Origin of the sequence: Deinococcus grandis, assembly GCF_001485435.1 — a bacterium.
GTDB lineage: Bacteria > Deinococcota > Deinococci > Deinococcales > Deinococcaceae > Deinococcus > Deinococcus grandis.
On sequence record NZ_BCMS01000001.1, the window covers coordinates 1,646,292 to 1,660,049 of the forward strand.

General features: G+C 68.5%; 13 protein-coding genes. 6 read left to right on the top strand and 7 right to left on the bottom strand.

Annotated elements, in window-relative coordinates; genetic code table 11:
* Window positions 1-23 precede the first annotated feature (23 nt).
* Window positions 24-1,874 carry an excinuclease ABC subunit UvrC gene (gene uvrC / locus DEIGR_RS08155; RefSeq protein ID WP_058978612.1) on the bottom strand — a complete coding sequence of 617 codons (1,851 nt, stop codon included), beginning with the start codon at window positions 1,872-1,874 and terminating at the stop codon, window positions 24-26.
* Between the two features lie 110 nt (window positions 1,875-1,984).
* A complete protein-coding gene (locus DEIGR_RS08160) occupies window positions 1,985-2,167 on the bottom strand; it encodes a hypothetical protein (RefSeq protein WP_058976514.1) in 183 nt (60 codons plus the stop codon).
* 124 nt (window positions 2,168-2,291) lie between these two features.
* On the opposite strand from DEIGR_RS08160, the gene DEIGR_RS08165 reads away from it, so the two are divergent.
* Window positions 2,292-3,035 carry an alpha/beta fold hydrolase gene (locus tag DEIGR_RS08165; RefSeq protein WP_058976515.1) on the top strand — a complete coding sequence of 248 codons (744 nt, stop codon included), beginning with the start codon at window positions 2,292-2,294 and terminating at the stop codon, window positions 3,033-3,035.
* Window positions 3,032-3,778 carry an alpha/beta fold hydrolase gene (locus DEIGR_RS08170; protein WP_058976516.1) on the top strand — a complete coding sequence of 249 codons (747 nt, stop codon included), beginning with the start codon at window positions 3,032-3,034 and terminating at the stop codon, window positions 3,776-3,778. The genes DEIGR_RS08165 and DEIGR_RS08170 overlap by 4 nt, the downstream gene beginning before the upstream one ends.
* A gap of 153 nt (window positions 3,779-3,931) precedes the next feature.
* On the opposite strand, the gene aspS is transcribed toward DEIGR_RS08170, so the two are convergent.
* The 3 genes from aspS to DEIGR_RS08185 form a co-directional block, all read right to left on the bottom strand.
* Window positions 3,932-5,668, bottom strand: coding sequence for an aspartate--tRNA ligase (gene aspS, locus DEIGR_RS08175; RefSeq protein WP_058976517.1), 1,737 nt, complete (start codon window positions 5,666-5,668; stop codon window positions 3,932-3,934).
* Window positions 5,665-6,960 (bottom strand): histidine--tRNA ligase, encoded by a 1,296-nt coding sequence (gene hisS, locus DEIGR_RS08180; RefSeq protein ID WP_058976518.1) that lies wholly within the window; start codon window positions 6,958-6,960, stop codon window positions 5,665-5,667. Before hisS ends, aspS begins: the two co-directional genes overlap by 4 nt.
* A gap of 97 nt (window positions 6,961-7,057) precedes the next feature.
* Entirely contained in the window at window positions 7,058-7,318 is a 261-nt protein-coding gene (locus DEIGR_RS08185; RefSeq protein ID WP_236704700.1) for an IPT/TIG domain-containing protein, read from the bottom strand.
* A gap of 146 nt (window positions 7,319-7,464) precedes the next feature.
* Between DEIGR_RS08185 and DEIGR_RS08190 the strand changes: the two genes are divergently transcribed.
* From DEIGR_RS08190 to DEIGR_RS08200, 3 genes are all read left to right on the top strand, one after another.
* Window positions 7,465-8,415, top strand: coding sequence for a diacylglycerol/lipid kinase family protein (locus tag DEIGR_RS08190; RefSeq protein WP_058976520.1), 951 nt, complete (start codon window positions 7,465-7,467; stop codon window positions 8,413-8,415).
* Window positions 8,416-8,564: 149 nt separating this feature from the next.
* Entirely contained in the window at window positions 8,565-9,035 is a 471-nt protein-coding gene (locus DEIGR_RS08195; protein ID WP_058976521.1) for an HNH endonuclease, read from the top strand.
* A 67-nt stretch (window positions 9,036-9,102) separates the two neighbouring features.
* Window positions 9,103-10,140, top strand: coding sequence for a tyrosine-type recombinase/integrase (locus DEIGR_RS08200; protein WP_058976522.1), 1,038 nt, complete (start codon window positions 9,103-9,105; stop codon window positions 10,138-10,140).
* On the opposite strand, the gene lnt is transcribed toward DEIGR_RS08200, so the two are convergent.
* On the bottom strand, window positions 10,137-11,633 hold the full coding sequence (gene lnt / locus DEIGR_RS08205) for an apolipoprotein N-acyltransferase (protein ID WP_058976523.1): 1,497 nt from the start codon (window positions 11,631-11,633) through the stop codon (window positions 10,137-10,139). The two genes, DEIGR_RS08200 and lnt, sit on opposite strands and share 4 nt — an antisense overlap.
* A gap of 95 nt (window positions 11,634-11,728) precedes the next feature.
* Here lnt and DEIGR_RS08210 point away from each other — a divergent pair, with 95 nt between their 5' ends.
* Window positions 11,729-12,433 (top strand): metallophosphoesterase family protein, encoded by a 705-nt coding sequence (locus DEIGR_RS08210; protein WP_058976524.1) that lies wholly within the window; start codon window positions 11,729-11,731, stop codon window positions 12,431-12,433.
* A 62-nt stretch (window positions 12,434-12,495) separates the two neighbouring features.
* Here the strand turns inward: DEIGR_RS08210 and DEIGR_RS08215 are convergent, their stop codons facing one another.
* A complete protein-coding gene (locus DEIGR_RS08215; protein ID WP_058976525.1) occupies window positions 12,496-13,641 on the bottom strand; it encodes an alanine--glyoxylate aminotransferase family protein in 1,146 nt (381 codons plus the stop codon).
* Between the last annotated feature and the right edge of the window lie 117 nt (window positions 13,642-13,758).

The following is a 13,758-nucleotide window of genomic DNA, read 5'->3' on the forward strand; positions in this document are numbered from 1 at the left end:
CGGCGCTCTTTTCGTTCAGGTGCTCAGGCGATGGGGGCCGCGCGCGCCTCACGTTCGGTCAGGAAGGTCTTCACGCTCTGCGCGGCGCGCATGGTCATGCCGGGCACTGCCGCGATCTGCTCGACCGGGGCGCTCGCCAGATCCTCCAGGCTCGTGAAGTGCTCCAGCAGCGCGTCGCGCCGCTTCTGCCCGATGCCCGGCAGGTCGTCGAACACGCTGCGCAGCATGGATTCCCCGCGCAGCTTGCGGTGGTACGTCACGGCGTAGTTGTGCACTTCGTCGCGCACGCCGATCAGCATCCGCAGCGCCGGGTGCGTGTGCGGCAGCAGCAGTTCGCGGTCCACGCCGACCTCCGTGCCGGTCTCCAGCCACCACTGCGCCCCGTAGCGCCCGGGGAGGATCAGACGTTCCTCCCGCTTGGCGAGACCCACGACCGGGATGTGCACATTCGCCTCCTTCAGGGCGTCCAGCGCGGCGTTCACCTGCCCGCGTCCCCCGTCGATCAGCAGCAGGTCCGGGAGGGGCAACTTGTCGCTGAGGCTGCCCGTGAAGCGCCGCGTGATCGTCTGCCGCATGCTGGTGTAGTCGTCCGGGTGATCCAGGCCGCGCACCTTGAACCGCCGGTGCTCCCCGCGCCGCGAACGGCCCCCCTCGAACACCACCATCCCGGACACGATGTTCGTGCCGAAGAGGTTGCTGTTGTCGTAGCCCTCGATCCGCCAGGGCCGGTCCGGGAGGGCCAGCACCTCGCGCAGCGCGTCCAGGCCGGGATGGTCGCCCCGGCGTTCCAGCAGCGCCATCTCGGACTCCAGGCCGTTGTGCGCGTTGCGCTGCGCCATGTCGATCAGGTCCACCTTGTCCCCGCGTTTGGGGGTGCGCATCTCGACCTTGCGCCCGGCCCGCTCCGACAGGAAGTCACTCCAGGTGGGGGCGTCCTCGAAGTCGGCGGGCAGCAGGATCAGCGGTGGGACGTGCGTGGCCTGCGTGTAGTAGTCCTGCACGAACGCCTCGACGATCTCGCCCAGCGGGGCGTCCTCCGTGCCGGTCAGGAACCGCTTGTCGCGGCCCACGACGCGCCCGCCGCGCATGCGGAACAGCTGCACCATCGCGTACTCCCCGGCCTGCGCGGCGCCCAGGAAGTCCAGGTCGGTCTCCTCGCTGACAAAGGCGTGCTGCTCGGTCCCGAACAGCTTCTCGACGGCCTGTACGCGGTCGCGCACCCGGGCCGCCTGCTCGAAATCCTGGCCCTTCGCGGCGACCTTCATGTCCTCGCGCAGCCGGGCGATGACGGGCGCGGCGCGGCCCTCCAGCAGGCTGGTCACGTCGTCCACCACCCGCGCGTACTCGCCCGGGTCGGCGCGGTCCACGCACGGGCCCAGGCAGCGGCCCATGTGGAAGTTCAGGCACGGTCGGGGTTTGTGCTGCATGGGCAGCCCACTGTTCTTCCGGAGCGGGAACATCGTGTCGATCAGGTTCTTCACGCGCCGCACCGCCGACGAGTCCGGGTACGGCCCGTAGTAGCGCCCGCCGTCCTTCAGAACGCGCCGCGTGACGACCAGCATGGGGAAGGCCTCGTTCGTCAGCTTCAGGAACGGGTAGTGCTTGTCGTCCTTCAGCGTGACGTTGTAGTGCGGCCGGTGCTGCTTGATGAGGTTCGCTTCGAGCACCAGCGCCTCGACCTCGTTGCGGGCGGTGATGAACTCCAGTGTGTCGGCCAGCGCGGTGAACTTCCCGCTCTTGCCACCCGCCTTGAAGTGCTGGTTCACGCGGGACCGGAGGTTCTTGGCCTTGCCGATATAGATGGGTGTCCCGCCCTTGCGGAAGATGTACACGCCGGGCGTGGTGGGCAGCACGGGCAGGTCGTCGGGATGCACGTCACGCAGCATAGTGGAGCGGCAGAACGGTTTCCGTGACGGTGGGTGCGAAGCCTGGACCTGATTAGAGAGAACAGATCATTCACGAGCCGGTCAAATCGTGAAAGTATTCACGAGTCGAGGCGTGTGATGAGGACGGTGACGACGGCGTGATGACCGAGCACGAGCCTGGGAGTGCTGACCTCCACGCCGACCCGGTCACAGACGCGACAGCGTGAGGGAACGAGCAGGGCGACTGCGGTGACCAGGGCGACCATCACGCCGACCAGGAGGGGAAGCGTCAGCCGTCTCATGGGAACAGCGTAGGTGGTAAGACGCTCGACCTGACCGGCTCATCGCAGGCCCGGCACCGTTGGTCGGCCTTCCATAAGGTTCCTGACAGGTTGAGGCGGCCGCTGAGCGTCTATCCTGCGTGGCGTGTCCACCGAGTCCTTCACGCATGACGGCGCGCACCTGGGCGTGCGGCGCACCGGGACGGGCCCGCCGGTCGTGCTCGTGCATGGCCTGAGCGGCTCGACCCGCTGGTGGCGTTTCAACGTGCCCGCATTGAAGCAGGCGCACGCGGTGTACAGCCTGGACCTCAGTGGGTACGGTCGGTCCTGGGGGCGGCCCTCGCGGAGCGTGCGGGACGCGGCCGATCTGATCGTCGCGTGGCTGGACGACCGGGACCTGCGGGACGTGACGCTGGTCGGGCATTCCATGGGTGGGCAGATCAGTCTGCATGTCGCGGCGAAGCGGCCCGACCGGGTGCGGAATCTCGTGCTCGTGTGCGCCAGTGGCCTGCTGCGGGCGAACGCCGCGCGGACGGCGCTGCACCTGCCGCGCGCCGCGTGGATGGGCGAACGGCGCTTCATCGGCCGGATCGTGTTCGACGGGTTGCGGGCCGGACCGCTGAACCTGTGGCGCAACGCCACGGACCTCCTGCGGGACAGCGTACAGGACGTCCTGCCGTTCGTGCATGCCCGCACGCTGATCGTGTGGGGCGAACGCGACGTTCTGGTGCCGGTGGAACTGGGCCGCCTGCTTCACGGTGCGCTGCCCGGCTCGAGGTTCGAGGTGATTCCCCGCGCGGGGCACGTGGCGATGGTGGACCGCCCGGCCGTCTTCAACGCGCTCCTGCTGGAGTTCCTGAGTGGGGAAGAGGCCGGGGCGCCCTCTTGAGTGGACAGCCGACGTACCTGACGGTGAACGGCCTGCGCACCCACGCCTGGAAGCGCGGGCGGGGCGCGCCGCTGGTGGTCGTTCCGGGCCTGGGGTGCGCGTCGTGGATGTACGCGCGGCTGGCGCGGGAGCTGGGGCGGGAACGCACGGTGTTCGTGTACGACCCGCCGGGCCACGGGGACAGCCAGGGCCGACCGGAGTATCCGGTGTGCATTGAGCATCTGACGGATCACCTGTCGGCGTGGTTGCGGGCGGCGGGGCTGGTGGGCGCGCCGGTGTTCGGTCACTCGCTGGGGGGAGAGGTGATGTTCGACCTCGCGGCGCGGTATCCGCAGCTGGCCCCGGCGTTGATCGCGTGCGCGCCGACGGGGATTCCGGAGAACCCCAGCGTCAGGCTGCAACTCCTGCGTCTGGTGCGGGACCTGCCGCGTGAACGGCTGGGGCTGCTGCTGCCGGGACTGCGGGCGTACCGGCGGTGCGGGGCGCGGCGGATGCTGCTGCTCGCGCGGGATCAGGAGGCGCACATGACCGGCCCGCTGCTGCCGCGCGTGAAGGTCCCGACGCTCCTGATCGACGGGGAGAGCGATCCGGTGATCCAGACGTGGACGGTCGAGCGGATCTGCGCGGACATCCCGGAGGCCGTGGCACGGCAGATTCCCGGGGCGCCGCATGGCCTGACGGACACGCATCCGAGGGCAGTGGCGCAGCTGACGCTGGAATTCCTGCGACAGACGGGGTGTTAGTCGGAATGGAGCTCTGGCATGACAGTGAGGCAGCATCATCGTTTCCCTGTCTTTACGCCACTAGAGAACCGGTTTTTCACGATCTGCAATAATCGTGAATACTTTCACTTACAGATTCAGAGAAAGAGGGGAGGTTACCCTCCCCAGTTCACTTCAGTTCTCGGACGTCGCCACGCTCAGGCCGACGTCGGCCAGCTGGCCCGGCTCGACGGGGGAGGGCGCCAGGGCCATCAGGTCCACGCCACGGTTGTTCTTCGGGAAGGCGATGACCTCGCGGATGCTGGTCGCGCCGCTCATGACCATGATCAGGCGGTCGAAGCCCCAGGCGATGCCCCCGTGGGGGGGCGTGCCGTACTCCAGGGCGTCCATGAAGAACCCGAATTTCTCGCGGGCCTGCTCGGCGCTGAAGCCGATCGCCTGGAACATCTTCGCCTGCACGGCCGGGTCGTGGATGCGGATGCTGCCGCCGCCGACCTCGAAGCCGTTCAGGACGAGGTCGTACGCCTGCGCGCGGATCTCACCCTGGCGGTCGGTACCGAACAGGTCCAGGTCGTCGGGGTGGGGGGCGGTGAAGGGGTGGTGCATGTACGTCCAGGTGCCGCTGTCGTCGTCGAATTCCAGCTGGGGGAACTCGGTGACCCAGGAGACGTGGAACTGCGGGCCGGCGGCGGCGAGGTCGAACAGGTCACGGAGCGCGAGGCGCACGGCACCCAGGGCGCCGACGGCTTTCTTCCATTCGCCGGCGGTGAACAGCAGGGTGCCGCCCTGTTCGATGCCGGTGCGGGCGATCAGTTCGGCGGCCTGCGCGGTGACGAACTTGCTGATCCCGCCGGTGAAGCCGTCGCCGTCGCGTTTGAGCCACGCGAGGCCGCCCGCGCCGTTCTGCTTGGCGATGCGTTCGAGTTCGTCGATCTGCTTGCGGGTCAGTTCGGGCGCCGCGATCACCTTGACGGCCTGCGCGGCGGCGAAGGCCTTGAAATCCCCGCCCTGGAACAGATCGGTGACGTCCGTGAACTTCAGGTCGAAGCGCAGGTCCGGCTTGTCCGAGCCGTAGAGGTTCATGGCGTCCATGTACGCCATGCGCGGGAACGGCACGGGCAGGTCGACGCCCATCGTCTCGCGGAACACGTGCGCCATCAGGCCCTCCTGGGTGCTCAGGACGTCGTCGAGTTCGACGAAGCTCATCTCCATGTCGAGCTGCGTGAAGTCCGGCTGGCGGTCGGCACGCAGGTCCTCGTCACGGAAGCAGCGGGCCAGCTGGTAGTACCGGTCAAAGGCGGCGATCATCAGCATCTGCTTGAACAGCTGCGGGCTCTGCGGCAGCGCGTAGAACTCGCCGGGGTTCTGGCGGCTGGGCACCAGGAAGTCACGGGCGCCCTCGGGCGTGGACTTCGTGAGCATGGGCGTCTCGACCTGCACGAAGCCCTCGCGGTTGAGGTACTCGGTGACGGCGGCGACGGCCTTGCTGCGCAGGACGAGGTTGCGCTGCATCTCCGGGCGGCGCAGGTCGAGGTACCGGAACTTCAGGCGGATGTCCTCGGCGACGCTGTCCCCCTTTTCCAGTTCGAAGGGCGTGGTCTTCGCGGTGTTCAGCACCTTCACGCGGGTGGCGATGACCTCATAATCCGCGAGGCCCCCCTTGCGCTGGCTCTCGGGGCGGGCATGGTAGGTGCCCTCGATCTCCGCGACGTACTCGGCGCGCAGGCGGTCCGCGTCGGCGAAGGCGGCGGAGTCCGGTTCGACCTGCACCTGCACCAGGCCGCTGCGGTCGCGCAGTTCCAGGAAGATCAGGCCGCCCAGGTCGCGGCGGCGGTTCACCCAGCCCTGCAGGGTGACGGTCTGCCCGGCGTGCGCGGGCGTGAGGTGGCCGATCATGGCGGTGCGTTTCATGCGTGCTCCTGAAGGAAGGTGGCGAGGTCGGCGGCGGCGAGGCTGCGCTGCTCACCGGTCCGGATGTTCTTGAGGCTGAGAGTGCCCTGCGCGACCTCGTCGGTCCCCAGGAGAGCCACCCAGTGCGCGCCGCGCCGTTCGGCGTCCCGGAAGGCGGCGGCGGGTTTCATCGCGCGGTACGCGAACTCCGCGCGCGCGTGCGCGCGGGCGCTCATGGCGGTGCGCGCGGCGTGCGGGACATTCACCTCGTCCAGCGCGGCGACGTACAGCAGCGGCCCGGCGATCTCCGGGAGGGCCATGCCCTCGGCCTCCAGCGCCAGCAGGAGCCGCTCGACGCCGAACGCCCAGCCGATGCCGGGAATGGTCTCCTTACTGCCGAGTTCCTGCGCCAGTCCGTCGTAGCGGCCCCCGCCGCCCAGCGCGGACTTCGCGCCGACGCCCTCGTGGTGCAGTTCCCAGGCGGTGCGGCGGTAGTAGTCCAGGCCGCGCACGATGCTCGGGTCGATGTCGTACTCGACGCCCCATTCGGTCAGGTAGGCCTGCACGGTGCGGAAGTGCGCGCCCGCCTCCTCACCGAGGAAGTCCAGCATGGGCTTCACGCCGAGTTCCGCCAGGAGTTCCTGATCGGCGGCGCTCTTGCTGTCCAGGATGCGCATCGGGTTGCGGGTCAGGCGGTCCTTCGAATCGTCCGACAGGCGCTCCAGCTGCGGCGTGAACAGCTCACGCAGGTAGGTGTTGTAGCGCTCGCGGTCCTCCGGGTCGCCGATGCTGCCCAGCTTCACGCGCACGCCCGTCAGGCCCAGTTCACGCACCACGCCCACCATCAGCGCGATGGCCTCGGCGTCCACCAGCGCGTCCGTGCTGCCCAGCACCTCGTAATCCACCTGATGGAACTGCCGCAGACGCCCCCGCTGCTGCCGCTCCGCGCGGAACATCGGCCCGTGCGTCCACAGCTTCAGCGGCGCGGGCAGCTGCTTGAGCCCGTTCTGCAGGTACGCCCGCACGATTGCCGCCGTGCCCTCGGGCCGCAGGATGTACCCACCGTGATCCCCGAAGTAGTACACCGTGAACATCTCTTTCCGGACGATGTCCGTGCTGCCCCCCACCCCCCGCTTCACGAGGTCCGCCTCCTCGAACAGGGGCGTGTCGATGCGCTGCGCGCCCGCGCGTTCCAGAACGCGCCTTGCCTTCTCCACCAGCCAGCCGTGCGCCTGCGCCGAAACGTCAAGCGTGAGTTTCGGACTCAGTGCCGGCAGGTGATCCTCAGTGCCCTTGGGGCGGTTGATCGCCATAACCCGAGCAGCATAGCGCCTGCACGGCCAAAACCACCCACAGGCAGGGGAGAGGGCGACCCCCGGAACCCCGGACGGCCGCCCCCCTGAGCGCCCCTTACTGCTTGACGCTGAACATCAGGCCCGTGGAACGCATCGCGCCGACCTCCACGAACAGCCAGCTGCCCCCCACCGGCGCGTCCGTGGGAACCGTCAGCACGATCTGCGTGTCCGTCCAGGACCGCACCGCCGACGGGGGGAACACGTACCCGCCCTCACCCTGCTCGGTGGCGCCCAGACGCACCTTCCCGGCGCTGGGCCCACCCAGGTACCGGCCCTGGATCGTCACGGTCCCGCCGCGCGCGGCAGATTCCGACACCTTGATCAGCATCGGAGTGACGGTGACCATCCGAGACGCGCCCTGCTGGGCCGGCGCGCAGGCCACCAGCCCCCCAGCAATCAGTAAAGAAGCAACAAAGAAACGCAGCATGTCCTTTCCTCCGTGCAGGCAGTCTAATACATGAGATGACAGCCGACGTCCCCACCCCCAGCAGCGCCCGCACCGCCCCCCGCGTCCTCGTGGTGTTCAACCCCAAAAGCGGCAGCGGTGACAGCGAACTGCCGCAGTTCATCCAGCTGCTCCGCGAGGACGGCATGGACGTCGTGGAACGCGAACTCCAGAAAGACACCCCCATGCGCGACTACGTCACGGACCTCGACCAGTTCACGTACCTCGTCGGTGCGGGTGGCGACGGCACCGTCAGCAGCCTCGCGTACGCCGCGCAGTACAAGAACGTCCCCATGCTGGCCTTCCCGGCCGGGACCGCCAACCTCATCGCGCAGAACCTCGACCTGCCACAGGACGCCGCCGGACTGGCCGCCATCATCCGCGACGGCCACAGCCTGCGCGTCGACATGGGCGAAATCGAGGTGCAGGGCGAGAAGAGCGGCTTCTGCATGCTCGCCGGCGCCGGCGCCGACGCCAGCATGATCCGCGACAGCGAGGAACTCAAGGACCGCTTCGGCGCCATGGCGTACGTCATGAGTGCCATGAAACAACTCAACCCCAAGAAGACCACCTTCCACCTCAAGATCGACGGGCAACCCCGGGAATTCGAGGGGATCGGCGTGATGATCGCCAACTTCGGCATGGCCAACTACCGCCTGCCCATCACCAGCGACATCAGCCCCAGCGACGGCCGCTTCACCGTCATCCTGATGAAAGCCGGGAACATCATGCGGCTCCTCCCGAACCTGATCGACTCCGTGCGTGCCAAACTGAACCTCGGGGACCCCATGTTCAGCGGCAACCTCGAAACCATCGAGGCCCGCACCGTCGAAGTGGACGCCGACGAACCCTTCCCGCTGCAGTACGACGGCGAACTGCACGTCGAGACCACACCCTTCCAGGCCCGCATCCTGCCCGGCGCGATCCGCTTCCTGACCGCCGCCAAACGCGACGACCTCGAAACCTGAACACACCCCACCACGACCGCCCGGCGCACCCGCCCGGGCGGTCAATTAATGCGCCCCCAAAAACAGCGTCCAGGACGCAGTAAAACACACAAGCTCACAGGAAGGCCAGGAAGGGCCCAGCAAACCCGGCCGAGGGGTAAAGTACACCTGTGAGCGAGTTCAGAACCTGCCGGATATGCCGCCAGACCCGTGCGCCGGCCGACTTTCCCAAAGATCGGCCAGACGGCAGCCGCCACCACCGCTGCCTCGACTGCCAGTCCGCAGCGTACCGCGACCGCTATCACGCGGACAGCAAGCGCCGCGCCCTGCAGATCGCCTATTCGATGAACGGTTCGGTGCGGAGCAGATTTCCCGAAGCTCCGGCCGTGCCCGCAGAGAGGCTCGCGGCGATGATTCTCGAGGCGGACGCGTGCGCCTACTGCGGGGTGCCGAACGATCGGGAGGGCCGGGGCTTTCAGCTTGATCACGTCCAGCCGCTCAGTCAGGGCGGTGAGCACTCGCTGGATAATCTGTCAGTGGCCTGTGCGCGGTGTAACAGGGCGAAGTGGGATCAGAGCATCGATGAGTTTCACGACTGGCTGGACCGTGTGCTGGCGCGGCGGCAACAAGCGGTGAGCTGATCACGGACCGAATGATATGTTCTATAATTTCACTTATGAAACATAAGACCTCTGGCGGTACGGACCCGTGACTCAACATGCCCTCGTCCTGGCCAGCCGGTGGAGCAACAGCGCCAACCGCCGCCGCGAAGGCCTGCGCGCCGCACACGGCCAGGACGCCGAAGTCCTGACCGACCTGCTCGTGACCTACATGCGCCTCAAGTCCTCACGCGGCGCCCGGACCAGCACACTGACTCTCGACCACTACGCCGAGAGCCTGCGGAAATTCCTGACCTTCACGGGACCGCCCGAAGCGCCCACGCGCGCCCTGAACCAGCTCAGCACCGAGGACTTCGAGATGTGGCTCCTGACCATGCAGAGCGAAGGCCTGAGCGCCAGCAGTGTCAAACGCCACCTCTACGGTGTGCGGAACCTCATGCGGGCACTCGTGTGGGCAGGCGTGCTCGAAACGGATCCCAGCGCGGGCGTCCGTCCGCCATCCGAGACCACCGCCGCTCATTCCCGCAAACGCGCCCTGGAAACGGACTACCTGACCTACCTGCTGCAACTCCCGGCAGACCTGCATCCGGGCGAACCGGCCCGCGCCGCCCGCGACACGTGCCTGCTCACGCTGGGCGGCGTCCTGGGCCTGCGCGCGGCGGAACTCGTGGGCCTGAACGTCACGGATGTGGACCTGCCGGGCCGTGTGATCCGCGTGCGCGGTAAGGGCGGGAAAGAACGACTCGTACCTCTGACTGGCAGCGTGCAGGACGCCCTGAAAACCTGGATCGCTCTGCGCCGCGCCGTGGCCTCCACGGACCCTGATCAACCTCTCCTGATTTCCCTGACCCGCCGCAACCTGGGTGGACGCCTGACAACAAAAGGCGGTCGGGACATTGCAGAGACGTACTACAAGACCCTGGGCCTGCCGCGCGAGATGTGGGGCCTGCACACCCTCCGGCGCACCGCCGGCACCCAGCTGTACCGGGCGACACGTGACCTGCACGTCGTGGCGGACGTGCTGGGGCACTCGTCGGTCAACACCTCTGCCATCTACGCGAAGATGGACTCCCAGGTGCGCCGCGAGGCGCTGGAGGCCGCCGAGCGTCTGCGTTCCGATTCCTAGAAGTCCCGTTCGCGTCGGGTCATGCCGTACAGGATCATGCCGAGGGCGAGGATCAGCGCGGGCCAGTCGCCGAGGCGGACGTACGGGGTGGTGCCGGTCAGCAGCCTGGGGCGGACGTCGAGGGTCTGCAGCTCCTGGCCGGTCTGGACGGTCTGGATGGGTTGTCCGAGGTCGTTGACGGCTCCGGCGACGCCGTTGTTGACGCTGCGCACCAGCCAGCGCCGCGTCTCGATGGCGCGCACGCGGCCCATGTTGAAGTGCTGCTGCACGCCCCAGCCCTGGTACCAGCCGTCGTTGCTGGGGTTCACGAGGACCTGCGCGCCCTGCGCGACCAGCGTGCGGGCCACGCGGGGGAAGACGCTGTCGTAGCAGATGTACGCGCCGTACAGCACGCCATTCAGGTTGAGAGGTGTGGGGGTGAGGTTTCGGGGCATGGCGCCGAGCGCGAAGCCGAGGTTCCGTTCCAGCAGGCCGTAGATGGGGTTCAGGATGGGGCGCAGGGGGAACAGTTCGCCGAAGGGGACGGGTTGCGCCTTGGCGTTGACGCTCTGGATGCGGCCCGCGGCATCGAGGGTGTTGACGGTGTTGAATTCCTCGGTGCGGTACTGGTTGTTCGGGAGGGGGATGAGGTCGGTGCCGCCGACGCCGCTGATGCCCGGGCCGGGGTAGTCCGGGATGGTCTGGCCGGGTTGGGGGCGGGTGACGGCGCGGATGGCGCCTTCGCTCCAGATGACGACGCTGCCGTCGGGGCGGTTCAGGCTGGCCTGCCGGGTGGCGGTGAACTGCTCCTCGGGAGTGAGGCTGCCGGTGGCGCGTCCGAACGCGTCGAAGGTGGTGCGCATGACCCGCATGGGTTGTTCGGGGCCGGTGCCGGGGGTGCGGGTCAGGCCATAGCCGAGGGCGGCGGCCCAGGCGACGGCGGCGAGCAGCGCGGGGGTGAGGGGGAGTCTCCCCTGCCCCTGCCATTCGGTCGAGGCGTGGGCGAGGCTGGCGGCGGTGAGGGTCACGAGGACGCTGCCGAGCAGCACGCCGCCCAGGTCCGCGATCTGGATGGCGGGACTGGGCAGCAGCGTGTACCCGAGGGTGGGCCAGGGGAAGGCGAGGGGCCCGAGGAAGCGCAGCCATTCGAGAATCACCCACGCGCCGGCGAGTGTCCAGATGCGTCCGGTGCGGGTGCGGGTGGCGCTGGTGGCGAGGAACGCGGCGGCAGCCAGGAACGCGCCTTCCAGGGCGAACAGCAGTGCGGCGGCGGCGCCGAGGGGTGGGAAGCCGAGGAGGTTCACGAGGAATGCGCCGAGCCACCACAGGTGCAGGCCGAAGTACCCGAAGCCGACCCAGAAGGCGCGTCCGGCGGCGTGCCTGGGGGTGGGGGCGGCGGCGATGAACGGCAGGATCAGGGCGAGCGGGAGGAACGCGGCCCAGCTCCAGGGCAGGGGGAGGCCGCAGGCGGCAAGCAGGAGGCCGAGCAGGAGGCCGGTGGCGGGCGTGGGCATCGCCTGCCACTATAGGGGCCGGTGCGTCCGTGGATGGACCCGTCGGGTGGGTTGCGTGGGTGGTGGGTGCGGTTTTGTTCTAGGATGAACGCACCTTGAGACTGGCGTTTATCAGTGACATTCACGGGAACATTCACGCGTTGACGGCGGTGAAGCGGTTCCTGTCGGAAAATATCGTGAATCAGGTGGTCGTCGTGGGTGACCTGGTCGGGTACGGCGCGAGCCCGGGTCCGGTGATCGATTTCGTGAAGCGGGAGGGCTGGACGGTGGGTCTGGGGTCCAGTGACATGCGCGTGGCGATGGACATGGGGGACCGCGCGGACCGTAAGGGCGTGGCGGATCAGGTGCTGAACTGGACGAAGAAGATGCTCACGCCGGAGCAGGTGGATTTCCTGCGGCGCCTGCCGCCGGGGGGGCGGATCATGACGCCGGTGGGGCGCGTGCGGTTCTTCCATGGCAGTCCGCATGATCCGGAGCAGCGGCTGGACCTGATGGCGGCCGAGCGGGAACTGGAGTCCCTGGCGGAGTCGCTGGGGTCGCGGGTGGTCGTGGTGGGTGGGACGCACGTGCCGTTCATGCGGGTGATCGGTGAGACGACGTTCGTGGATCCGGGGAGTGTGGGGTTGACGTTGAATCATGAGCCGGGTGCGGACGTGGTGATCGTGGACTGCGTGGGGCGCAAACCGAAGGTGTCGCTGCACAAGGTGACGTACGATTTCGCGTCCTCTGCTTTTGACATCATGGCGTGGAATCTGCCGCCGGTGATCGCGGACGTGATCCGCACGGGCCGCATGGGCTGACGTGCAGCAGTGGAAGGAGGGCCGCCCACTCACCGGGCGGCCCTCCTCTGCTCTTTGGGGGTTCAGGCGCGGACGGGCTCCAGGGCGTCCTGGAAGCGCCCGGCGAGGCCGCGTTCACCCAGGATGTCTTCCAGGGCGTGCATGAGGGTCAGGTAGGGGGCGGGGCGGGCGGTTTCGCCCATCAGGCCCAGCCGCCAGATGAGGCCCGCGGTGGGGCCGAGGCCGCCGGTGACGCTGATGTGCCGTTCGCGCAGGGCCTTGCGGACCCCGGCGTCGTCGAGGCCTTCGGGGAGGCGCAGGGCGAGGACGGTGGGGAGGCGGTCCTCGGGGCGGCGGACGTACGGGGTGAAGCCCAGTGGGGCCAGGGCCGTCTGGATGGCCGCGCCGACCTCCTGCACGCGTCGCTGGCGGTTCTCCAGGCCCTCGTCGAGCGCGGCGCGCAGGGCGGCGTGCAGGGCGTAGTGGAGGTTGACGGGGACGGTGTGGTGGTAGGAGTGGTCCTCCCAGTAGTCACGCAGGCCCTCGAAATCGCAGTACCACAGGGGGGTGGGGGCGCGGCGGGCGGCGAAGCGGGCGAAGGCGCGTTCGCTGATCGCGACCGGGGCGAGGCCGGGGGGGGCGCTGAGGCACTTCTGCGCGCCGGTGTAGGCGTAGTCGACGCCCCACTGGGCCATGTGGAAGGGTTCCATCCCGGCGGTGGTGACGGCGTCCACGGTGAGCAGCGCGCCGCTCTGGCGGACGAGCCGGGCGATCTCCGGGACGGGGTTCAGGACGCCGGTGCTGGTCTCGCCGTGGACGACGGCGACCATCTTCGCGCCGTCGAGGTGCGCGGCGACGTCGTCCGGGTTGATGGCCTCGCCGAGGGGCGCGGTGACGAGGCGGACGCGGGCGCCGTAGCGGGCGGCCATCTCGGCCATGCGGCGCCCGAAAGACCCGTTGGCGCACACCAGGATGTCGTCGCCGGCCTCGACGAGGTTCGCGAAGCCTGCTTCCATGCCGAGGCTGCCGGTCCCGGCGAGCAGCGCGGTGAAGGTGCTCTCCTCGGTGCCGTACATGACGCGCAGGTCGGCCTGGATCTCGCGGTTCAGGGCGAACACCTCGGGGTCCATGTGGCCGAGCATGGGGCGCGTGAGGGCCTGCATGGCCCTGGGGTGGATGGGGGTGGGTCCAGGGGTCAGCAGGGTGTGTTCGGGGGTCGCGTCCGCCATGCGGATCAGCGTAGCGGATTCCCGGGTAGAGCGCAACATCATTGCTCCCTGGATTCGCATGGCCTGCTTAGATTGCCAATCATTGCGGAAAAGACTGTAAATACCGGGCTATATTGC